At 56.9% G+C, this 20445-nt stretch carries 23 protein-coding genes and 3 pseudogenes; 16 read left to right on the plus strand and 10 right to left on the minus strand.

Annotation, left to right across the window (positions count from 1 at the left end; translation table 11 throughout):
* Positions 1 to 129: 129 nt before the first annotated feature.
* The gene (locus EV281_RS26300) at positions 130 to 330 is read left to right on the plus strand and encodes a helix-turn-helix transcriptional regulator (protein ID WP_132657259.1); all 201 of its coding nucleotides are present in this window, start codon (positions 130 to 132) and stop codon (positions 328 to 330) included.
* 141 nt (positions 331 to 471) lie between these two features.
* On the opposite strand, the gene EV281_RS26305 is transcribed toward EV281_RS26300, so the two are convergent.
* Entirely contained in the window at positions 472 to 759 is a 288-nt protein-coding gene (locus tag EV281_RS26305) for a pyocin activator PrtN family protein (RefSeq protein ID WP_132657262.1), read from the minus strand.
* Positions 760 to 799: 40 nt separating this feature from the next.
* Here EV281_RS26305 and EV281_RS26310 point away from each other — a divergent pair, with 40 nt between their 5' ends.
* From EV281_RS26310 to EV281_RS26330, 5 genes are all read left to right on the plus strand, one after another.
* Positions 800 to 1102 (plus strand): hypothetical protein, encoded by a 303-nt coding sequence (locus tag EV281_RS26310; RefSeq protein WP_132657264.1) that lies wholly within the window; start codon positions 800 to 802, stop codon positions 1100 to 1102.
* A 220-nt stretch (positions 1103 to 1322) separates the two neighbouring features.
* Positions 1323 to 1928, plus strand: coding sequence for a hypothetical protein (locus EV281_RS26315; RefSeq protein WP_132657265.1), 606 nt, complete (start codon positions 1323 to 1325; stop codon positions 1926 to 1928).
* Positions 1929 to 1975: 47 nt separating this feature from the next.
* Positions 1976 to 2266 carry a CopG family transcriptional regulator gene (locus EV281_RS26320; protein ID WP_132657267.1) on the plus strand — a complete coding sequence of 97 codons (291 nt, stop codon included), beginning with the start codon at positions 1976 to 1978 and terminating at the stop codon, positions 2264 to 2266.
* A 212-nt stretch (positions 2267 to 2478) separates the two neighbouring features.
* Positions 2479 to 2910, plus strand: a complete 432-nt coding sequence (locus EV281_RS26325; RefSeq protein ID WP_132657269.1) for a hypothetical protein — start codon at positions 2479 to 2481, stop codon at positions 2908 to 2910.
* 21 nt (positions 2911 to 2931) lie between these two features.
* The gene (locus EV281_RS26330; RefSeq protein ID WP_132657271.1) at positions 2932 to 3240 is read left to right on the plus strand and encodes a hypothetical protein; all 309 of its coding nucleotides are present in this window, start codon (positions 2932 to 2934) and stop codon (positions 3238 to 3240) included.
* 41 nt (positions 3241 to 3281) lie between these two features.
* Here EV281_RS26330 and ligD read toward each other — a convergent pair whose 3' ends face one another.
* Positions 3282 to 4328 carry a non-homologous end-joining DNA ligase gene (gene ligD, locus EV281_RS26335; protein ID WP_132657273.1) on the minus strand — a complete coding sequence of 349 codons (1047 nt, stop codon included), beginning with the start codon at positions 4326 to 4328 and terminating at the stop codon, positions 3282 to 3284.
* Between the two features lie 249 nt (positions 4329 to 4577).
* Positions 4578 to 4871: a hypothetical protein gene (locus tag EV281_RS26340; protein ID WP_132657274.1), complete on the minus strand. Its 294-nt coding sequence runs from the start codon at positions 4869 to 4871 to the stop codon at positions 4578 to 4580.
* 265 nt (positions 4872 to 5136) lie between these two features.
* Here EV281_RS26340 and EV281_RS26345 point away from each other — a divergent pair, with 265 nt between their 5' ends.
* The 4 genes and pseudogenes from EV281_RS26345 to EV281_RS31835 all read left to right on the plus strand — a co-directional run.
* Entirely contained in the window at positions 5137 to 5532 is a 396-nt protein-coding gene (locus EV281_RS26345) for a hypothetical protein (protein ID WP_132657276.1), read from the plus strand.
* A 30-nt stretch (positions 5533 to 5562) separates the two neighbouring features.
* Positions 5563 to 5832 carry a hypothetical protein gene (locus tag EV281_RS26350; protein WP_132657278.1) on the plus strand — a complete coding sequence of 90 codons (270 nt, stop codon included), beginning with the start codon at positions 5563 to 5565 and terminating at the stop codon, positions 5830 to 5832.
* Between the two features lie 5 nt (positions 5833 to 5837).
* The gene (locus tag EV281_RS31830) at positions 5838 to 6026 is read left to right on the plus strand and encodes a hypothetical protein (protein ID WP_132657280.1); all 189 of its coding nucleotides are present in this window, start codon (positions 5838 to 5840) and stop codon (positions 6024 to 6026) included.
* Positions 6023 to 6346, plus strand: a pseudogene (locus EV281_RS31835) (thermonuclease family protein); the annotation flags it as partial. The gene EV281_RS31830 and the pseudogene EV281_RS31835, both read left to right, overlap by 4 nt.
* Here the strand turns inward: EV281_RS31835 and EV281_RS26365 are convergent.
* Entirely contained in the window at positions 6336 to 6641 is a 306-nt protein-coding gene (locus tag EV281_RS26365) for a DUF1515 family protein (RefSeq protein ID WP_132657282.1), read from the minus strand. The pseudogene EV281_RS31835 and the gene EV281_RS26365 sit on opposite strands and share 11 nt — an antisense overlap.
* A gap of 256 nt (positions 6642 to 6897) precedes the next feature.
* Here EV281_RS26365 and EV281_RS26370 point away from each other — a divergent pair, with 256 nt between their 5' ends.
* Complete coding sequence (locus EV281_RS26370; RefSeq protein WP_281027641.1) at positions 6898 to 7131, plus strand: DUF982 domain-containing protein; 234 nt, start codon at positions 6898 to 6900, stop codon at positions 7129 to 7131.
* An 824-nt stretch (positions 7132 to 7955) separates the two neighbouring features.
* The gene (locus EV281_RS26375) at positions 7956 to 8327 is read left to right on the plus strand and encodes a helix-turn-helix transcriptional regulator (RefSeq protein WP_207896894.1); all 372 of its coding nucleotides are present in this window, start codon (positions 7956 to 7958) and stop codon (positions 8325 to 8327) included.
* A 245-nt stretch (positions 8328 to 8572) separates the two neighbouring features.
* On the opposite strand, the gene EV281_RS26380 is transcribed toward EV281_RS26375, so the two are convergent.
* Entirely contained in the window at positions 8573 to 9412 is an 840-nt protein-coding gene (locus EV281_RS26380; protein WP_132657285.1) for an SDR family NAD(P)-dependent oxidoreductase, read from the minus strand.
* A gap of 1160 nt (positions 9413 to 10572) precedes the next feature.
* On the opposite strand from EV281_RS26380, the gene EV281_RS26385 reads away from it, so the two are divergent.
* From EV281_RS26385 to EV281_RS26395, 3 genes are all read left to right on the plus strand, one after another.
* Positions 10573 to 11604: an ABC transporter substrate-binding protein gene (locus EV281_RS26385; RefSeq protein WP_132657287.1), complete on the plus strand. Its 1032-nt coding sequence runs from the start codon at positions 10573 to 10575 to the stop codon at positions 11602 to 11604.
* 326 nt (positions 11605 to 11930) lie between these two features.
* Positions 11931 to 13253 (plus strand): hypothetical protein, encoded by a 1323-nt coding sequence (locus EV281_RS26390; RefSeq protein WP_132657289.1) that lies wholly within the window; start codon positions 11931 to 11933, stop codon positions 13251 to 13253.
* Between the two features lie 1014 nt (positions 13254 to 14267).
* Positions 14268 to 14525 (plus strand): hypothetical protein, encoded by a 258-nt coding sequence (locus EV281_RS26395; protein ID WP_132657291.1) that lies wholly within the window; start codon positions 14268 to 14270, stop codon positions 14523 to 14525.
* A 343-nt stretch (positions 14526 to 14868) separates the two neighbouring features.
* On the opposite strand, the gene EV281_RS26400 is transcribed toward EV281_RS26395, so the two are convergent.
* The 5 genes and pseudogenes from EV281_RS26400 to EV281_RS26420 all read right to left on the minus strand — a co-directional run bounded on the left by EV281_RS26400 (position 14869) and on the right by EV281_RS26420 (position 19005).
* Positions 14869 to 15303, minus strand: coding sequence for a hypothetical protein (locus EV281_RS26400; protein ID WP_207896895.1), 435 nt, complete (start codon positions 15301 to 15303; stop codon positions 14869 to 14871).
* Positions 15304 to 15708: 405 nt separating this feature from the next.
* Positions 15709 to 16439, minus strand: a pseudogene (locus EV281_RS26405) (OB-fold nucleic acid binding domain-containing protein); the annotation flags it as partial.
* Between the two features lie 11 nt (positions 16440 to 16450).
* On the minus strand, positions 16451 to 17707 hold the full coding sequence (locus EV281_RS26410) for a sensor domain-containing diguanylate cyclase (RefSeq protein ID WP_132657293.1): 1257 nt from the start codon (positions 17705 to 17707) through the stop codon (positions 16451 to 16453).
* A gap of 171 nt (positions 17708 to 17878) precedes the next feature.
* A pseudogene (locus EV281_RS31840) lies at positions 17879 to 18082 on the minus strand (type II toxin-antitoxin system RelE/ParE family toxin); the annotation flags it as partial.
* 218 nt (positions 18083 to 18300) lie between these two features.
* A complete protein-coding gene (locus EV281_RS26420; RefSeq protein WP_132657541.1) occupies positions 18301 to 19005 on the minus strand; it encodes a transcriptional regulator NanR in 705 nt (234 codons plus the stop codon).
* Positions 19006 to 19187: 182 nt separating this feature from the next.
* On the opposite strand from EV281_RS26420, the gene oiaX reads away from it, so the two are divergent.
* On the plus strand, positions 19188 to 20444 hold the full coding sequence (oiaX, locus tag EV281_RS26425; protein WP_132657295.1) for a 3-oxo-isoapionate-4-phosphate decarboxylase OiaX: 1257 nt from the start codon (positions 19188 to 19190) through the stop codon (positions 20442 to 20444).
* The last annotated feature ends 1 nt before the right edge of the window (position 20445 follow it).

The following is a 20445-nucleotide window of genomic DNA, read 5'->3' on the forward strand; positions in this document are numbered from 1 at the left end:
CCTCTCCCTCTCTACCTCAAACTGATACCCTATTTTGGGGTATCCCGAAAGTGGGTTTATTGAGGTCGCTGGTTTTTCTTCAACTGGCGATCTAACTTGTCTTCTTTTCATGCAATCGTTTATGGGCGGATGATCGACGCCCTCGTCTCGGCGAGAAAAGCCGCAAACGTCACTCAAGCCGAGCTAGGCCAGCGGATCGGCCAGCGGCAAACTTTCGTTTCGAAATTTGAGCTTGGCGAACGGCGGCTTGATCCAGCAGAGTTCGTGAAGATTAGTAGAGCGATCGGTGCGGATCCTTACGCCATCATGAAATCAGCCGAGTCCGATTAGAGGCTTGATCGCCTTGAAGGGAGGATCAGAACAGCCGACCAGGGGATTCCCCTCGTGCGGCATATCGTTGATTTGTGGAACTATCCACATTGGTCACGAAGTGCGCCATCTCTTTTGTGAAGCTAGCCAACCCACCGACTCTTAGACATTCAGCGCATCGAGCCCGGTATAAAGCTCCAACCCTTTGCGGTCGGCCGGTGCTTCTTTGTCCTTGACCGGCCGGCAGTGAACACCCAGCGCACGGGATGTTTCGGCCCTGACAACGGGTATCGCAATTTCGCCTGATCCGACTTTTCGAAGAAATTTAACAGGCGTCAGATGGTTGAAGTAGTCTCTGCATATATGTTCCACCGGGATCACCGCACGGCCGCCATACTGTGCAAATAGCAGGAAGCTTGTCGAAAGCTTCATTTCCGTCATCGTTGACATAGTGTGCCTCCACATAAGCGAAACTGGGTGAGGATTAGCCATGCCTGACATTGAAGGCGCGATTACGCCGGCAAACCTTGTAGCGAAATTCGCTGGAGCCGGCATTCACATTTCAGAGCGCACCCTCCGGGAGCGAGCGCGCCAGCTAGGAGCATTTCGCCAAATGGGAAAGGCGATGTTCTTCATGCCCGAAGACATCGACGCGCTTATCGACGCGTTGAAACCAAAACCAAAAGCATCGGGGGAAACGGCGCCCGCTGTGTCGCGCTGGACAGAGGCTGACACTGACAAGCTGATAGAGCGCCTCAGTCCTAAAAGGCCGCGAGACAGGCCGAAGAAGTAGCCATCATCGCGGAGATGGGATCGATCAGCCTCCGAGCTGTGACTGCGCTGTGGATAGCGGGGACGCGTAATGGGGATTTGGTGGATTGCCGTCGACTTGCGACCGTGCCTCCACGCTCGTCTGATCCTTTGGAACGACTCCAACACGAGGCAATGTCATGCCCAGTCGGACAGAGAAACCACCGCCCCTACCATCAGACGCAGCCATACTGGATGAAGAAGTGAACAAATACGGCGTTCTACTCAGTGTGTGGGCGACGTTAACCTACGGGCAGAGAAACTATTACTACAACAAACTATCCAAAAAGAATTGCGCCAAGGCAACGTGGGCCAGAGTGCCCGCGGAAAAACGCGCACAAATTAACGCCAAATCGCGTGAACGGCGTCAGAATAATCCGGAAGAGAGACGAAAAAAAGATCGAGAATACTTTCATAGGAATATCGAAAAGCGGAGAGAATCGGCCCGGCGGTATTATTATAGTCACCACTCGAAGATGATCGAGAAGCACAAGCGAAGATGGGCCAGGGAACGCTCCAAGAGACAGATTTCCCTATCCCCCGACGCGGTGTTCAAACTGATCGACAGCGCAATCTCCCGCTCTCTTCCGAAGTTTGTTCGCGACGACATAATCTCGGCGATGTGCCTGGCCGTCCTGGATGGGCAATTGTTTGTTGAGAATATCACCAAAGAGGCAAAGAAATTTGTCAGCGCTTACAACCGAGAATACGACCACTTCAAGACTATCTCCCTTGATGCCCCTCTGGCCGGACACGACGGGCTAACGCTTTTAGACAAGCTTGCAGATCCGCAATTGGGCCGCCAATAATGAGACGGCAACGTGCGGCAGCACGAGTTTGAAACCGTCGAGACAACATGACCAAGCCCGACATGCCCACACTCCTCGAAGATGCCGCCGATCGCATCGCCGACGTATCGCGGCCCGATCTGCAGATTATGCTGCGCCGCGCCGCTATGCTGTTACGCAATTCCAGGTCAATCGCCTTCGACGATGACATTGAAGAAGCTCTCAGGGATCTGGCTGCCGAGTTCGGGAAGACCCGAAATGATACCGTCAGGTTCATCGTCCGTGAGTGGATGGAGAAGAACACCTATCTGCCGGTGCACATGCTGGATGAGGGGGGCGAAGTTGATGGAAGCGCGTAGGTAGACCGCACAGCCGACTTTAGTGGGGTAAGGGCTTCAGTCCCCCGGCTGTGCGGTCCGCGCGTTAACTGCCCTGGTCGGGGAAGTTCCGGGTTGGTCCCCAGAGTCCAGAAAAAGTCTGATTAGCGGACTCGACTCCCGCGCGAAATTTGCAATTAAATCCACTCCACCGGAAGATGCGGCGAACAAGACCGCGCCGGCTGGGGGACATTTTGAAAATCAGATTAATTGCGCGGGCCGCCGGCGCCGCTGTACTGTCGCTCGCCGTATCGGGCTGCACAACGACACCTGCCGAGTTTAACGCCAAGCCATCGGCTGTTAGTAAAGCCGCACTCTGCAAGACGGCACTGGAGACGACGGATCCAGCGTTCCAATTCCAGCTCGTGGCGGAAGTAAACCGGCGCGGCATGAACATGCTGGAATGCCAGCAGATGGTCGCTCAGCAGAAGCAGGCTGCTGCGGCTCTGGTAGCTTTGGCGCTCGTTGGTACGGCGGCTGCGGTTTGCGCTAACGGGAACTGTGGCGGTGGTGGGTACACGCCCTACCGACAGTACCCGGGCAATTGCTACTCCTACTATGACAGAGCTGCCGATGGGAGCTTATGCGGAAATCGTAGCGCAATGTCACGGCCTGGCGGCTGGTAATCGTTAGATACGAGACATCCTATGGAGAGATTTACGCGCGCTCTGGGATCACTCATCAAGGTGCTCAGCGCGATAATTGCCGGCCTGATCGTGGTCGGTCTGGCGTTGATCAGCGTTATGGAGTGGTCTCAGTCGAGTACAGAACGCGCATCCAACGAGTGCGTTGTTCGTCGAATGGATCATCACATCGAGGAGGAAAGCACGGGCGCTTATCATGACACATGCATGGCCGCTCTCGGCTATCGGCGGGTTAACCGCTGCTACTCCGGTAGTCTTATTGCCGCGCCGCCGTTCTGTTTCGCACCTTCCTGGCCGTTTTGGAAAAGCTGACGACGCGACAAGCGAACGACATCTTGCAGGATCCGAAGTCCTCAGGAGATGTGCGTGATCTCGTAAATCTCAGCCTGGTCCGCAGCATCCCGCAGCCCTTTATATGACGCGTGCCGCAGCATTCCCTCACGCGTCCAGGCGCGATATTCGACCTCGGCAATCAGCTTCGGCTTCACATAGATTGCGCCCTTGCGATCGGTCGCAACAGCCGGCTTGGAGGTCACGAGGTTATCGAGCTTCTCGCGAAGCTCGTACGCATTGCGCTCGTTGAAGCCCGTCCCTACCCCGCCGACATAGACCAGCTTCTTACCTTTGCGCGCAGCGAGCAGAAGCCGCCCGATGCCAGCCCGCGCGACCGTGGACTTCTCCCAGCCGACAACTGCGAAGCTGTCACTCTGGATGCACTTGATCTTTTGCCAGTCACCGCCCCTGCCGGAGTGGTAAAGGCTATCGCGCCGCTTCGCGATAATGCCTTCTAAACTGTGTTTGCAAGCAATCTGTAATAGCTTATCGCCATCTCCCTCGATCTCTTCGGAAAGCCTTATCGCGCTTGTTCGAGCCGGCGAGATCAAGCCTTCGAGGAGATGCCGGCGCGACTCGAGTTCTGTAGTCCTGAGATCATGCCCGTCGAAATATAGAAGGTCGAAAGCCATCATCACGGACGCACCGGAGTTAAGCTTCCCGCCGCGTCCGCCGAGTGATTGCTGCAGCATCCCGAAATCCGCGCGACCCCGCTCGTCGAGGATCACGGCCTCCCCATCAAGGATGGCAGTCGCCGCGCCGAGCTGCGCCGCCTCTGCCGCGATGGCCGGGAAACGGTGCGTCCAATCGTGGCCGCCGCGCGTCAGGATACGAACACCCCTCGGCTCGATGTGGACGGCTATCCGGTAGCCGTCCCATTTGATTTCGAAAACCCACTGATCATCTTTGGGCGGCTTCTGCTTCAGCAGCGCAAGGCACGGCTCGATGCGGGCCGGCATGGGATCGAGGGGAAGATTTGGCTGTGCTGGATCTCGCGGCTTGCGCGGGCGGGAGCGGAGCGGCTTGTCATACTGCAGGAGCGGCTTTGACTTCGGCGACTTTGTCATGTCACCATTACATCAGCAATTGCTTAAAATGCTACCGACCGAGGGCTGTCCATGAATGTCGTTTTCCCGCATGACATTCCGAGAGATGACTCTAGCCGACTTATACTAGTGGTATCGATGAAAATTACCCATTGAAAATCCCCCTTGATAAGAATTCAAGATTCCATAACGTCAAATCCATTCAATCCCGGCTGGTAAAATGAAGCGTATAGATCCACAAGTTCGCCAGACCAGCTTATTTTTACAAGCCTACTTTTTAGGCATGATCATAGCCCATATACCTTTGTTCTTCGAAGGCGTTGGAATAATTACGCTGTTTTTTAAATTTCTTTTTTCGACACCTGTAATAATTTTGCTATATCGTATATACCATTTCAACTTTCTTAAAATAAATTCACGTCCGTTTCTATGGTCCTTTGTTTCATTTTTTATTTCAGTCGGTGTTTCAGTACTAATGTATTTGGCATTATTTATCGGAGAGGATAAGGTTGACTTTCGCGCCCTACCGGTTTTGTTAATTCTCGCCGTACCATCATCGCTCATTGCATGCATCTATTTCGCTGTCAGCCTATGGCTGCGCAAGATACCTTCAGCTCAGCCGTAGGCGCGCCGGCTTAGCTCGCTCCAGAATGATGAAGATTTGTAGCAAGCTTTCGGCTGTCCTTGACTCTCCCGAAAACAGGAACATAATGAGAACATCCAAAAGGGATAGAACGGGCTGCGCGGGCGGCCTCCTTGTTTTACACCAGTTGCGCGGCCCTTAGCGCCTCTTCTGAGGCATCACCACTCGGACCAAAGGATAACGGCTATGAGTAACTTGCCGATCGATGAACTGCGTCAAGATGAACCTTATGACGAGCCGACTGGCACGTATTGGACACCGCCAGCACCTTTGAACATCGGGCAGATCCATCCCGAGATTCGCGCACTCCTGGTCGGAGCTTTGGGCCGCCGCGGTCCTGCGGTACTCGCGACAACCGAAGGTCACGGAAGATTTGAATTCTATGCTGCAGGAACTGTCGACATGGCTTCTTGCTTCCCCATTGGAGGCTTCGACCGAGAGAACAATCGTGCTTGTGGCGTCTCCCATCGCGACGGCGAACTTGGCTTGAGCGAACCGATGAAATTCGCGTTCAGGGGTGACATCGACATCGCTTTTGCGGACTTCTATTGTCTCGCCAGAGATGAAGGCTACGTTTCGTGATGACGCTTACCGGGCATTCAGTGCTGGCGCGTGTATCAGCCACACTATGAATGGCGGGAGACCTGGCCGGGAGAAGGTCATCAGGATTTCGAAGGCTATGACGGAGAAGATGTCGTCGGCCGCATCCACATGGACCAAACGACGTCGAGCAGATCAGGGATGTGGCGCTGGAATGGCGGCTTTGCCTCCTGGATACGCCGCAGGCTAATGCCGCAGGAGGGATGGGGGCCGGACGCGCGCGAGGCGGCACGGATGGCCGAAGAGCATTACGACAAGCTGAAAGAAATGCACGGAAGATAGCCAGCATGAGCATCCAGGATCACTCAACCGCGCCTGGCGCCAATGTCATCGTTGAGCATCATTGCTGTGTCCCCGGCTGCGGCAAATGGGGAGGATTCGGCTTCTCATCCGGCAAAAATGTTGAGACGCGTTGGTGGTGTTGGGAGCACTATCCGTACAAGGAGTCCACCGAAGGCCCGGTTCGCCCGCAATGATGGCAGCTATGATGACATGCTTGTCGCTAACCGCGGTAGATGGCGACACCGTGCGCTGCGATGGGCAGCTGATGCGACTGCTGGGAGGAGGAGTGCCGTTCGTGTGGGGTATAGACACCCCCGAAATCGGATCGCACGCGAAGTGCATCAAGGAACGGAAGCTGGCTTTGATCGCCAAGGGCAGGCTGAAAGAACTTTTGGAAGAACGTGGCCTGCGGATCGAAATCCAGGGCTACGACAATACTCCTAAGCATCGGCCGCTGATCAACATCTATCGAACGAATGGTGAAGAGATCGGAGCCAAGCTGCTCAATGAAGGCTGCGGATGGCGTCGGCGAAGGTCACACCCAATGCCGCTCCCCCTATACCTATCACGCCCAGCGCACCAAGTCCCATCAGTTTCCACCGCCGTACATCATCGACAGTGGGCTTCATTTCCGTCACATCCTTCTGAACGGACACAACGCCGGTTTCCAGAGTCCCTACTCGCTCGACAATCTCGTCGATGCGCCGATGCATTGACGCACGGCTGACATCGGACTTTTCCTCCGATCGCCTGATGCCCTCAAGGATCATATCGACCTTCGTCGCGAGAACTGCGATTTCACGGTTCATTGAAACATCGTCCGCTGGTGCCAATTCCTTGCCCTTTCAATGCAATGCCTGCATCGCGCCGCGCCGCTAACGCCGCGGCACGCGTTTTGCAGAGTTACCCATTATGACGAGCAGCCGACGAAGCGGACATTACTGCCATCGCTGTTCTTCATTGAGATCTTTTTTTTCCGAAGGCATGGCCTTTAGCGCGCGCGAACACAGTTAGTATCTTTGGCCGAGCGGGAGTCCGACTGTGAAACGTCGATGGGAAGCGCCGGTGCTGGTTGTCTGCAGGCGTAGCGGCCAGATAATCATGGTAGCGACAACTGAGGAAGCGTTGTACACCCTGCTGAACGCATGGCCGGCATCAACGGGCAAGGCGTTTCTGCAGGCTCTTCAAACTTGTGCCGATGTAGATGTAGGCCTGCGAACGCCCCACGAAGCGCGCGAATCCTTCATAGCTGCGGCCAAGGAAGCGGATATACCAATTGAGATAGCCATGACTGGCTGAGCGTTTCTCGGATTGACGCACTAAGAAGGTGCGGTTAATCCGACCGGCGCCACTTGCCCCTGAACCAAGCGGCAAGGGGGAGGCCCGGTCAATACGTGAGATCGGGCCTCCGCCTTCTCGAACAAAAGACGCGAGTCCTGGGAACTTTCGTAACGATCCGGCGTAATGCATCTGGGTCGCACGACGAAGGTTAAGTCACCCCACCAACCTTCACAGCAGTCGGATGGCCTAACTTCCCTGAACTCGCCCGCTTCGGCGGGCTTCTTTTCCCCTCACGTGTGAGGGTTAGACCCCCAGCCGGGTCCGCAGACACAAGGCCCTCTCGCCCAACGGCAACGCGGTCCGTCGCAGGCTTCGCTTGGCTTCCGTTGATGGAAAGCTCGCCGCCCCCATTCCGCGCAAAAGAGCGGCTCAGGTTCCGGAGATCTTCAATTCCGCGACCGTGAGCGCCGGCTGTTGTCGGGGCACTTCGTCAGTCAATGCATAGACCGCGACTGGCTCGCTCATCCCCTTGAGTCATTCGTGCCACCGAAACTCGCCGACTGAACGCCCCTATCCACAGACCTCCCGGTCTGGCTCGGAGGACGACCTCTTAATGAGGTCTCAAGCCTGAACGGATGTCGCAGCATCAAAGCCCGTCATCCGGACAGCGGACCGGTTCAGAAAACGCGCGGAAGATTTTGCTACCGAAGGAACGTTGTTGGAAGTGCGTAACGGTAAATGCGGGGATACGGCTGCGGATACTTGGGTTGCCGGAGCAAATTGCTCATGGCAGAAGTCATCGGCAATCACCGAGGGTCATGACATAGTCACGGAGATAGATCTTGGCACAAAAGGTTGGACATCCCATCGATGCGATCGTCGGCGGTAACCTCGCACGTATCCGTAAAGCGAAGGGATTGAGCCTGTCCGCCGTCGCAGACGCCTTGGGCATTTCGTTCCAACAAGTCCAGAAATACGAGAAAGGCAAAAACCGCATCAGCGCCAGCGTGCTCTTCGAGCTCGGCCAGGCCCTCGCTGTTTCCGTAGACGAGTTTTTCCGAGGAGCCGAAACGGTCAGCCTTGATGATAAGGCGTTGGAGCCATCCGGCCGCACATTTTCCACAGGTGGTCTCGAACATGTGAAAGATGTTAGAGTGCGGAGAGCACTGCTGAACCTGATCAAGACGGTGTCTGTTGATGTGGTCGAAGACTAGGGCGTGAACTCATAAAGCTCCGCAAACCGCTTACTTGGTGAACTCCAACACCGTAATTGCGCCGCTCTGCAACAGCTCCATGTATTGGCAATAAGGTCTATGCCGTCCCAAGATATCCCGGTGAAGCAGTCCTGCATGCTTTTCATCGGAGGGGCGGAAGCAGGGTCTTTTTGCAGTTCCTGCTGAACAAAGCCAACGAGCGATATCAGAGGAATATCGATCCGATCAAATGATCACCGGCTAAATTACAGCTTGGCTTGTTCGAGGTCGCTGAAGCGGAGCGCTCTGCCATCTGCCGCGACTATGGCGTCCATCTCTTCTGCAAGCGCATCGCGATCATCGACTCCCCGCAGGAGACGGCCTGCAAGAGTATCGAAACGTCCGGCGGCGATATCAGCAATCAAGAGTGCAGCCCGCGACGGCTCGATGTTAACACCATCATCAAAAAGCTTCTGGATGCCGGGCAGGTACATTTTCCCTGCCTGTGACGATAGCTGCAGTTCGGTCATCGCAGTCCGAACAAGACCGGGATCGACCGCAAAGGCGCGCACCTCGTTACTGATGGTCGTGTCGTTCAGACACTCCGTGAGACGCATGATCGCGGCTTTGCTGGACGCGTAACCGGAGCCGTGAGGAAAGCTGTTGCCCGTTCCGCCACCAACGAGGTTTACGATCCGGCCGCTCCGCCGCGCCAACATTTGAGGTGACACCGTGCGGCAGGTGTTGAATGTACCTCGCAGGTTGATCTCGACATCCCGCCACCACACGAGGGGATCACAGTCCCAAATAGGACCAAAGCCCTGAAACGAGCCGTGGTTGTTGACGAGAATGTCGACCGGGCCCAATTCGGTCGCAACGCGAGTAAGGGCTTTTTCAACAGCCGCAAGGTCAATGATATCCGCCGAAACAGCGATCGCTTGTCCGCCCTCTCCGTCGATGAGGGAGACTGTTTCTTCGATCTCCGTCGCTGTTCGGGCAAGAACCGCGACCTTAGCCCCTTCCCTCGCCTGCTGGAGAGCGATCTCTCGACCTATCCCTCTGCCGCCGCCAGTTACGACGGCGACCGTGTTCGAAAGACGACCCATGCTAACTCCTTTAAATTTTGAAATTGATCTGGATACAAACTATTGTGCGGCGGCCGCTGAAGGCAATGACGCGCCCCGACTTTCCGGATCCCCTGTGGCGACATATTGCCCCGTCTATGTTCCGGCCAAGATCACCTCCCCAAGGCAGCGTCGCGTAGAAGCAATCGACGTAGCGCAGATCGGGTTTGCTCCTGTTTGCATCGACCATGTCGACGACGAGTGGAATACTCTCTTCAATCGAGAGCAGGGCATCCGAGCCACCCATCTCCTTGCGGACCCAGCCTGGAGCAACAGCAAGGTGTGGCGGTTCTCCGCATGCTGAGCGGCTAGCCTTTCATCAGCATGTTTAGAGCCGCCTTGACGGAAGAATAGAGTGGCCAAGATCCCTGGGGATTTTGGATGCTGCCGAGTTCGGACCTCATGATTGCGATCGTTCCTCCGGCCGGCACCAAGTTCCGAAGAAGCTCGCCTGCGCGAACGGGCGAGAACGCCTTCACGAGCATCGTGTACAAGAAATCGCACTCACCAGCACTTGCAGGGCTCTGCTCGATAGCGCGAGCAAGACCGGCGTTGATGTAAAGGACCTCGAGTTGACGGCCCGCACGAGGACTCTTCAGGGCTTTGACGCTCGCTGCAGTTTTTCAGGTCGAACGTTCGATTTCCAACCTGTCTGGATATCGAGCACCAAAAGCTCTGAGCTCGTCGGAGGGAATACGCACGCTGGCTATCACTCGCCAACCGCGTTCAAGCCATTCTTTGATCCGACGTCTGCCGAACCGGTCTGGTTGCCGCCGCCAAGCGTGAGTACACGTTCGCTGCCCGATGGCTTTCATGGTCGCATGCAGCGCCGCCTCGCCGAAGCGCTCACCTCCGTGACGCGCATTCGAGGCGCTGTTGAATACCCGACGCCAGTGGATCCATGACAAAATACTCAGCCGGCTGCTCCTCCCGACCAGCTATTTTTTAGCTTTCTCGCCGATCAATTTAATCTTTGTCTACGAGCGAGCTTTGTGCCAGCCTGACTTCATTCCGGCCGTGGAGGAGCATCGTCGGAACATCGTGCCGACGACGGATCAATCTTCAACCCATAGAAATTCAGCCTGCATTTGTGCGGGTTTGCGCTCGTTTGCACGTCAGAGCAACATACGGGAGGAAAATCCATGCGACTGCTCGCAGCGCGAATAGCAGCAGCACTGCCATTGATCTTTTGCGCCACCATAGCCGTATCCGCCGATAGTGCCATCGACGTTTCCCTCGGCGACGTTTCGTTGAACAAGGTCGCCTTTCTGGTCGCCGCCGATAACGGCATCTACCAAAAAAACGGCCTGACAATCCATCAGTTCATAACCAAGGGAGCTGCCGCGCGCATCAGCCGTAGCGGTATCAACGTGCCCTCAGAATTCGTCGGAACGGATGACCAGGACGAGAGAGCGCCAATCTCGATCGGCGGCGGCAGCCCGTTGATCGTATCGATGACGACAGACGCCCGCTCCACCGATCGCGTTATCATTGCAACCACCGATAACCAGGCACGCTTCCACGTCATCAGCTCGAAGGCTTTGAATTCAGTCGATGATCTCAAGGGCAAGCGGCTCGGTTTTTCCAGCTACGGCTCCGTCAGCCATCTGATGGCGCTGGAATTGCTGCGACAGAAGGGCTGGAGCCAGGACGACGATATCTCGCTGATGGAAGAAGGCATGGCCTATTCGGCGCTGAAGGACGGCAAGGTCGACGCCTTCATCGGCAGCGAAATCTACTACACGATGGCGGACAAGAACGACGCCAAAGATCTCGTCAATCTGACCGACTACAATATTCCGCTCGCCGGATCCGGCATTAATGTCGAACGCAAATGGCTTGCCAATCATCATGACGAGGTCATGCGCTTCGTAAAATCGACGATCGAGGCCTATGCACTGATGAAATCAGACGAAAACGTCGTCAGGGCGGTGCTTGCCAAATGGTACGGCATCACCGACGCCAGGCAGCAAGACGACATGTACGCCCAGGTCGTCGCGTCACCGCAAAAGCCCTATCCCGCCGTCGATGGCATCAAGCTCGTCAAACAACTCTTCAGCTATCGCGAGCTCAAGCGGCGCGACGCCGATTATTTCTATGACAATAGTTTCGTCGCGGAATTGGACAAGAGCGGCTTCATCGACAAGGTTTATGCTGATCCCAAGGCGAATTGATCGGCGACATGGCCGAGGACTCGGCCGCTGCGTTCCTTCCGCGGGAGCCACAATCCACAGTTGCATTGGCGCGGCTTCTACAGGAACAGTCATGAAACAGCAGCACCGAACGGGAGGTTCACGATGATAGGTAAACCGCAGTTCGCCACGACCCCTATTGGCCGCTTTTACTGACCCCAATAAAGAGCGGTTCAGCGACAAGTTCTGCTGTCGGGCAAGCACCACAAGGCAGCGTCTGCCATTTTCCTCACCCGATTTGCCAAGGCGCCAAACATCGGCGCCTCCCCTTCCCTTTACCTTTCAATATGTCTGAGACGGAGGAATACATGTTTGCAATCCACAGGCTATGGGCTCTCGGCCTGACACTTGCCGCTGGCCTTGCGACGGGAGAGATGGCCCATGCCCAGAGCCATCCGGAATATGTCCAGTTTTCACCGAGCGCTACGAAAGGCGCACTCTACCGGCCTGACAGCGGTACGCCATCGCCCGTCGCCTTTCTGGCGATCCACCGCACCTCCAATTTCATGAGCATGATCGCCACCAAGGAACTTTCACAGCGTGGTTTCATGGTGCTCGGCATGAACCCGCGCTCGGACAACAACGAGGCAGCGGTCAATTTCGAGGACATCGCGCTCGACATCAAACAGGGCGTCGAATTCCTGAAAAAACAGCCCGGCATCAAAGCGGTCGTTCTGATCGGTCACTCCGGTGGCGGGCCGAGCACCAGCTATTACGAAGCAGTCGCAGAAAAAGGCTCCTCCTATTGCAATGGGTCGGACAAACTTTCCAAATGCTCCGACGAGGATGTCAAGGACCTGCCGAAAGCCGATGGCATTGTCTTCCTCGATGCCCATCCAGGCAATACGATCAACACGTTGCGCGGCTTGAACCCAGCGGTAAAAGACGAAAGTAAGCCAGACGACCTTGATCCGGCGCTCGATCCTTTCAATCCGGCTAACGGTTTCAACCCCAAAGGTGACTCACACTATTCCGCCGAATTCATCGAGCGCTATTCGAAAGCGCAATCGGTCCGCATGAACAAGCTGATCGACAAGGCACGGCAGATGGAGGCTGATCTGAAATCGGGTAAGGATCCGCGCGGCGACGACGAGCCCTTCATTGCCTATCGTGACCGCGCCCGCCTTTCCGACATCTCGACGGATATCTGGTGCTGCACCGAGCGACCGCAAAAGCTCCTGAAGAATGACGGCTCGATTTCGACCGAGGTCATCCACTCCGTTCGCGTTTCGACGCCAAAGAATGCCAAAGTCGATGGAAGCCTGAATGGCGGCGCTCTGTTCCTGACCGTCAAATCGTTCCTCAGCGCCAATGCGATCAGATCCAAGGACGCGCTGAACGACATCGATATCTGTTCGAGCAACAATTCGACGCTCTGCGCGGTGCAATCCATCACGATACCAACGCTGGTCATGTCGATGGGCGGTCACTACTTCGTTCGTGACGGAGAGATCATCTTCGATCTTTCCGCCAGCAAGGACAAGGACTTCATCGTCGTCGAGGGAGCCGTCCATGGCATGACGCCCTGCAAGCCCTGCTCGGAACAGACCGGCATCTCCTACGACAACGCAACGAAGAACCTCTACGACTATCTCGCCAATTGGGCGAACAATCGGTGGTCGCAAGACTGACATTGCGGTTCGAAACGGGCGGAGACCTTTCATGTGGGGCCTCCCCGAACAGCCACGTACCGCCGCGGAACGAGAACCGCTCGTATTCCTCATAACCCCGCAATCGCCAGATGGGCCGTGACCGGCCCACCATCGCGCTGCGGTTGGATTGCACACAGGCCGGGAGCTTCCTGACGAGAGCGACGGGCAATCGTCGAGAAGCAAAAGTTGACGTCCTCGCCACTCCGCCAATAAACCTTCGCGGTCGCGTCCAGGTAAACATAACCACCTGCCGCCTTAATCTCCAAAAACTCGGCCAGGCTAAATTCATCATGCTCACGGTCGTTGCCCGATTGCTTGTAACCGCAGGAGGGGCAGCTGCACTCCCCTCCGACTGGTTGATGTAAACCATGCCGACTGGGCTGGACCTGGTAATTTGAGTTCGGCTCGCGGCCGAGGAAAACGCAACGGCCGCCTTCTCGCGCGCCATAGGACAAGAAATTGAGTGCGCCGCGGTTGCTAATCTCTCACACGCGCGTGTGGCATTTTAGCATTCGGTAAAATTCATCAGTCATTAAGGGCAAGTCTACCTCATCAAAGTGCGACGACGTAAAAAGCAGTTTCCAGAGATGGCCGAGCGCAATGTCATCTGGATGAAGGCGACCGATGCGGCGCGCCATGTCAGAGAGCCGGATTTGCGGACGCTCCTGTTGGCTGTTGCCCGGCGCTTTGGCGGAAACCACAAACTCTCACCTGCCTGATTGGCAGCGCTTCGAAGCGACGGGTCGAACCGATTAGCTCTGAGAACCTCAATCCGGAAACAATGCCGCGCAGCCTATCGAGTTTCGAGAGTATGTCGCAGCCGCATTGGAGTGTGCAATTTGCGTCATATCTTGAGCCTCCGATTTACGATGACGGAAAGCTACGCCACGCCTGCTAAAGGGTTGCCTGACGTTGATGACGAAGGCTCTATCTACGAGCTGGAACCGTGAGGCCTGCCGTGAGTTGGATCAGATCAACGGCGCGGGGAATGAAATGTCGAAGACAGACTGGCCAAAAGAGCCGATTACGGACGAGACCATGCAGACGCTCGACCGCATTCTCCGGGAATGGTGCGCTGAAGCAGGCGTCTCTCCGAACAGTGCCGAAGCGCAATCGAAAGCCAAGACACTCGTGGATTGGTTCGAGTTCGGCGTTCGAAGCGAGGATGAACTCGCCCGCGTCATCAGGGATGACATCAAGCTTGCGGACGCCTACGAAACATCAACTGGACCAACCGGTAGAACAACATGAGCTTTCAGCGGAAATTGTTCGCCGCGTCTTCACTGGTCATCTTGGTCGTGCTGGTGGCGATCAACCCGTTCGGCAGGAACCTTGTCGACGTTCGACCCATGCATTCAATGGTCGGGAACGTGGATTAATTGCACGTGTGCATGCGGCCTCACTACGCCATCGGTAACGGATGTTAAGTTAGAGGGGCCCGCCGCCGGAATGCCCTCGATCTGGGGATGCCGAAATGGTCGCCACGATAACCGACCTGCTTGCTTGCCGCGAGCGAAAGATGTCGAGGAGGTTCGATGGCGGCCAGTGGCCGCCGTGCCATATCGAAGCTCAGTCGGTTTGGCCAAGCAACCGTTCAAGGTCGCGCCCGAAAACCAATGTTTTCGCTGCGAATTACACTTGACTTGCCACCGTTCACGGTCTGATTGAACTTAGATTCATGGTCCCAATCGGCTTCGGCCTCTTCGGCCTCCTCTGGAGATAGTTGGACCACGATGATTTTGTCGAGGACGTCTGCCACGTCCTGGTCCATGTGGATCAAGTCCATGGACTTGCCCATGAACCCTCGCTTGCCGAACCTGTCGAAGCACATATCTGCGACCACACTTCGAAGATCGATGATTTTCTGAACCGCATCCTGTGAGAAGCGTGGCTCATCGGCGAAATCGAGCGCGTCGGACACTTCCTGTGCTCGAAGTGACAGCGTCTCCGACCGAGACCTCAACCCATCGTCATCGAATACATCGTAGCAGTGATTGCCGACATATTCGGCGAAGACTGCCACCTTCATGACATCCTGCGATGAGACGTCCGGCTGGTTTCTATATTGGATCGTAGGCATGTGGAATCATCCTTGAATGGCTAAGATTATCGGGCACCGACGGATGTTCCTATTTTGTTCTTTTTCCCCGAGGAGTCAAGTACGCTTCTTTTTGAGGATCAACAGCGCGGCTTCGAGGTCGGCGTTAGCCGCGATCATGAGGGCGTGATTGTCAGCTACCTCGATCAATGCAGTGAGGACTTCATCGGGTCGCCAACCTGCCGTAACGGCTCGGTCAACCAAGCTTGCGAATGCGACATGAAGCGCGTCCTGACAGCGAATGAAGCGGTCAGGATCATCTCGGGGGACGTCTGGCGGCGATATCTCGTCCATGTGACAAAGATGATCTGACATCAAAAATGGGTCAATAGACCGCCGGGTATCCGGCCTACCGGGCGTACCGTGCGCAAGCTCGTCTCCCCTGCCCGTTGGCAATTGAAACTCCAGGTCGCGATCAGCCAAACCCGTCAGGTCACCCGACAGGTCGAACAGCTGCTGGGCGACCAGGTGCACGACATCTCCCTCTCGTTGGATGCGGCCATTGATCGCCAGCATCGACGCTCCGAGCGCAACCCGCGTCGACCAGTCGGACAGCTTGGACCAGATCACCACATTGGCGGCCCCGGTTTCGTCTTCGATGGTCATGAAAATCACGCCTTTTGCCGAGCCGGGCCTCTGTCGCACGGGAACCAGTCCGGCCGCCATCAGCCACCGCCCGTCACGAGCTGACATTGCGTAGGTGCAGGTGACGATGCGTTTTTCGGTCAGTTCACGACGTAGGAAGCTGACCGGATGTTCCCGCAAGGTCAGCCGGGTATGCCCGTGATCGAGAACGACGTTGTGGCCCTGTGTCATTTGACGCAGTTCGACTGTCGGTTCCTGTTGCTCGGCAATCGTTTCGGCTTCCCGTTCCGCAGCGGCCGCAAAGAGCGGCAAAGGCCCGCAATGCCTTGATCGCCCAGAGCGCATCACGACGCTAATCCAAGGGAAGGTCGAAAGGCGTCCGCTTCGGCCAACCCACCAGGGATGCGGCCGGAACGACCGGACCGTCGCCACATGTCGCCGACGCTGTCGAACGGCTGATCAGCGAGGGCGGCGACGATCCGGTGCCGCCCATTCAGCCGGCGAATGCGACTTCCACACTCTGACGGTCCTGAGCGACGATCTTACACCTAGTCTGGAACCCGTCACTCGGGATGGCGAGGACGAACTCTGGTGGAATTCCGGTCGAACTGGAGACCGACAAGCCGGCGCCGTCTATTCCCAGAGTCCTGACCGTGCAGTCGATGGTCGAACGCCGGTCGTTGAAGATGATGGATCCTGCCTTCAGCACCCGCCGGCGCTGCGTGATCTCGGCCGCCCCGCCGGCTTGTCCCCAGACAAGGCATTTGTTCCTGCCGGTCTGCTTGGCTTGATACATGGCAGCGTCCGCTTGAGCCAGAAGCGTCTCGATATCCTTCGCTACAATGGAAAGTGAGGCTATGCCAAAGCTCGCGGTGACCTGGAGCGCGCCTGCAGGCAGTTGAACTGAGAGCGACTCTACGAGGTCTCTCAGCCTCTCCGCCGTCGCAAGCGCGGCTTGGAGGTCGACGTGAGGGAGTAGGATCGCGAACTCCTCGCCGCCCTGACGACTGAACAGGTCCCCTGCCCGCATCACCGTCCGACAAGCAGAGGCGACCGCCCTCAGGACCTCGTCGCCTGCGGCATGCCCATGATTGTCGTTAACCTGCTTGAAGTGGTCGACGTCGAGCACGAGGCAAGAGATGTCGTGGCTGTGACGGACTGCGAGCGAGATTAGCCGGTCGGCCTCCTCCTTGAACGCCCGCCGCGTCATGGCTCCGGTCAGGCTGTCGGACGATGCGGTGCGAAGAAGCTCCACACGATCCATCGCCGCACCGGCGAGCTCTTCGAGAATAGTCAGATCGCGACTGCTGAAGGAGCGCGGGCGGCGGTCAATAGCGCAGACGGTTCCCACAACGTGCCCGTCCGCTGTTCTAAGCGGCACTCCAGCATAGAAGCGGACATGAGCTTCGCCGGTCACCGCCGAGTTCTGCGAGAAGCGCTGATCCTTGGTGGCGTCCTGGACGACGATCGGATCTTCGGCCGCGACAACCTGCTGGCAGAAAGTGTCCTGACGGGGCATCTCGTCCGGCGTGAGCCCCAAGCAAGCCTTGTACCACTGCCGATGAGCGTCGATGAAGGAAACGATGCCGATGTCGACGTCGAAGATCTCCTTGATAAGGCGGACGAGGCGATCGAAGCCCGGATCTCTGGGCGTGTCCAGCATCTCGAGCTGCTGGAGTGCCGCAAGCCGCGCCTCTTCGCGAGCAATCATATTCTCAGATGATCTTCCGAATGTCCGCGATGCAGCCATGCCTCTTCCCCTGCTCGTCCATCGTACGATTCGGATCTTAAGGAAGAGCAACGCCCCTCTGCAACGGTGCGCTTACAGGACGAGTTCGCGGCCGTTCGTCACGTTTGGAACTGACGCCGGCCTCTCATGATCTACCCGGCCGTGCCAAAGAAACTCGCCTCCGTCCAAACATCATTCGTTCAGACGATCAACCAAGCGCTTCATCAGATCCATTCGTTCATGAAGAATCGCCACGATGAGGGCGGGCTCATCTTCTCGAGACAGACAAAAGACGTAGTGATGTTGACATCGCGCCATTCGTAACGCCGGATAAAGCGCGTTCATATCCTCGAAAGGACCTTTGCCCTCGGGAAGGTTTGCGATACCTCGCTCCAAAACCGGGACGCGTTGTGCACGAGCAGAGGCAGATAGGGAGGATCGGCGTCTTCTTCGAAATAGCAGATCCCTCCAGCGAACATTGGATAGAGGACCGGGGCGGCGGCCACAACCCAACAACATCAAAGCCTAAAAGCGCTGGCCGCTTTGCAGGGCAGTTGCTTTTTTCAAGAATGGCCAGTCGCGCCAGACGTCTGCATGCACGCTGCTACGAATCCTCACCTTGCGTAGAGCGCGCGCGAGCGTTCGAGGTGCTTGAGGATCGAGGTTTCCGAGCCTTCGATATCATTGGCCTCCAGGCAGTCCACGATTTCCTCGTGTTCAGCCAAGGTGAACTTTTCCTTGCCGGTCCAGATCAGCATTTCCGTGTGATATTCCTTCAGCCAGGCAAGCATGGCCTCGCTGACAGCGACATAGATCGGATTGCCTGAGATCTGGGCGATGCGGGTGTGGAATTCCATATCGGCATTGATGAACTCTTCGGCGCGGCCGAGCGACGTGCGCTGGCGCTCGATGATGGCTCGGAGATCGCTGATGTCGTTTGTCGAGGCGCGCTGGGCAGCCTCGCGCGCCATCCCGCGCTCGAAGAAGATACGTGCACTTTTTAAATGTTCCAGCGAGTCCGCCGATTGCGACAGCATGATCTTGGCGGTGAGATCGACCTGGCGGAAGATTGACTTTGCCGTCAGCCGCAAGACCTTCGCCCGCTCGCCATGCGAAATGCTGACGAGCCCCTTGTTGGCGAGAGATTGCATCGCCTCCCGAATGGCAGGCCGGCCGACACCGAAGCGCTCCATTAGAACGCGTTCGGACGGCATCTCGTCGCCCGGTTGCAGCTCTCCGGAGGTGATCAGCCGTTCTAGCCGGTCAAAAACCTCGTCGGACAGTTTTCGACGGACAATAGGCTCGATGGCTGAGGTCATGGCGTCTCGCTGGCTCAAATCTTCTCTCTCCTTAGCATTTTCACCGATGGACGACAAAGCGCAGCACGCGAAATTCACACCTGTTGAAAATTTCCATTGCAGAAAATGGAATACTCATTATACCAGATCATGAGTTGACGCCATGACTTCTTGACGTGGCGAGAGGAGTAACCGGCAATTTCATGATGATAGTCCTGACCTACCGCATCGAGACGCCCGGCAGCGTCGAAGCGATGGCGAACAAGATCGCATCGGATCAATCGACTGGCACCTTCGTTCCTGTTCCGGGCGAGACGGAGGAACTGAAGTCGCGCGTGGCAGCCCGCGTCCTCGCTATCCGCTCGCTGGAAGATGCAAGCCATCCATCATGGCCGGAAGCGCCCGAGGGCGTGAAGCTGCAGCGCGCCGACGTCGATATCGCCTTCCCGATCGATGCGATCGGCACGGATCTCTCGGCGCTGATGACGATCGCCATCGGCGGACCTTTTTCCATCAAGGGCATGACCGGCCTGCGCGTCATCGACATGAAGTTGCCGGAGGCATTCAGGGATGCACATCCCGGCCCGCAATTTGGCATCCCCGGCAGCCGGCGCCTGACCGGCGTGGAAGGCCGGCCGATCATCGGCACAATCGTCAAACCGGCGCTCGGTCTGCGGCCGTACGAGACGGCCGAGCTCGTCGGCGAGCTGATCGAATCCGGCGTCGACTTCGTCAAGGATGATGAGAAGCTGATGAGCCCCGCCTATTCGCCGCTGAGGGAGCGGGTGGCGGCGATCATGCCCCGCATCCTCGATCACGAGCAGAAGACCGGCAAGAAGGTCATGTATGCCTTCGGCATCTCGCATGCCGATCCCGACGAGATGATGCGCAACCATGACCTCGTGCTCGAGGCGGGCGGCAATTGCGCCGTCGTCAACATCAATTCGATCGGCTTCGGCGGCATGAGCTTCCTGCGCAAGCGCTCCGGCCTCGTACTGCATGCGCATCGTAACGGCTGGGACGTGCTGACGCGCCATCCCGGCATAGGTCTCGATTTCAAGGTCTATCAGCAGCTCTGGCGGCTGCTCGGCGTCGATCAGTTCCAGATCAACGGCATCCGCGTGAAATATTGGGAGCCCGACGAGAGCTTCGTCTCCTCCTTCAAGGCGATCAGCACGCCGCTCTTTGACGCTTCCGACTGCCCGCTTCCGGTCGCTGGTTCGGGCCAGTGGGGCGGCCAGGCGCCGGAGACCTATCAGCGCACAGGGCGCACCACCGATCTGCTCTATCTCTGCGGCGGCGGCATCGTCAGTCATCCACAGGGACCGGCAGCCGGCGTGCGCGCCGTCCAGCAGGCCTGGCAGGCAGCAGTCGCCGACATTCCGCTCGACGAATACGCCAGAGATCATCCCGAGCTTGCCGCATCGATCGCCAAATTCGGCGACGGCAAGGCGGCCTGAT

The sequence above is a fragment of the Rhizobium sp. BK418 genome (genome assembly GCF_004341105.1).
Classification (GTDB): domain Bacteria; phylum Pseudomonadota; class Alphaproteobacteria; order Rhizobiales; family Rhizobiaceae; genus Rhizobium.

What these genes read in the sequence shown, in the direction of transcription:
- EV281_RS26300 (WP_132657259.1), top strand. Translation starts at nt 130, where the DNA reads ATGATCGACGCCCTCGTCTCGGCGAGAAAAGCCGCAAACGTCACTCAA.
- EV281_RS26305 (WP_132657262.1), bottom strand. Translation starts at nt 759, where the DNA reads ATGTCAACGATGACGGAAATGAAGCTTTCGACAAGCTTCCTGCTATTT.
- EV281_RS26310 (WP_132657264.1), top strand. Translation starts at nt 800, where the DNA reads ATGCCTGACATTGAAGGCGCGATTACGCCGGCAAACCTTGTAGCGAAA.
- EV281_RS26320 (WP_132657267.1), top strand. Translation starts at nt 1,976, where the DNA reads ATGACCAAGCCCGACATGCCCACACTCCTCGAAGATGCCGCCGATCGC.
- EV281_RS26330 (WP_132657271.1), top strand. Translation starts at nt 2,932, where the DNA reads ATGGAGAGATTTACGCGCGCTCTGGGATCACTCATCAAGGTGCTCAGC.
- ligD (WP_132657273.1), bottom strand. Translation starts at nt 4,328, where the DNA reads ATGACAAAGTCGCCGAAGTCAAAGCCGCTCCTGCAGTATGACAAGCCG.
- EV281_RS26340 (WP_132657274.1), bottom strand. Translation starts at nt 4,871, where the DNA reads ATGAGCGATGATGGTACGGCGAGAATTAACAAAACCGGTAGGGCGCGA.
- EV281_RS26345 (WP_132657276.1), top strand. Translation starts at nt 5,137, where the DNA reads ATGAGTAACTTGCCGATCGATGAACTGCGTCAAGATGAACCTTATGAC.
- EV281_RS31830 (WP_132657280.1), top strand. Translation starts at nt 5,838, where the DNA reads ATGAGCATCCAGGATCACTCAACCGCGCCTGGCGCCAATGTCATCGTT.
- EV281_RS26365 (WP_132657282.1), bottom strand. Translation starts at nt 6,641, where the DNA reads ATGAACCGTGAAATCGCAGTTCTCGCGACGAAGGTCGATATGATCCTT.
- EV281_RS26380 (WP_132657285.1), bottom strand. Translation starts at nt 9,412, where the DNA reads ATGGGTCGTCTTTCGAACACGGTCGCCGTCGTAACTGGCGGCGGCAGA.
- EV281_RS26385 (WP_132657287.1), top strand. Translation starts at nt 10,573, where the DNA reads ATGCGACTGCTCGCAGCGCGAATAGCAGCAGCACTGCCATTGATCTTT.
- EV281_RS26390 (WP_132657289.1), top strand. Translation starts at nt 11,931, where the DNA reads ATGTTTGCAATCCACAGGCTATGGGCTCTCGGCCTGACACTTGCCGCT.
- EV281_RS26395 (WP_132657291.1), top strand. Translation starts at nt 14,268, where the DNA reads ATGTCGAAGACAGACTGGCCAAAAGAGCCGATTACGGACGAGACCATG.
- EV281_RS26400 (WP_207896895.1), bottom strand. Translation starts at nt 15,303, where the DNA reads ATGAAGGTGGCAGTCTTCGCCGAATATGTCGGCAATCACTGCTACGAT.
- EV281_RS26410 (WP_132657293.1), bottom strand. Translation starts at nt 17,707, where the DNA reads ATGGCTGCATCGCGGACATTCGGAAGATCATCTGAGAATATGATTGCT.
- EV281_RS26420 (WP_132657541.1), bottom strand. Translation starts at nt 19,005, where the DNA reads ATGACCTCAGCCATCGAGCCTATTGTCCGTCGAAAACTGTCCGACGAG.
- oiaX (WP_132657295.1), top strand. Translation starts at nt 19,188, where the DNA reads ATGATGATAGTCCTGACCTACCGCATCGAGACGCCCGGCAGCGTCGAA.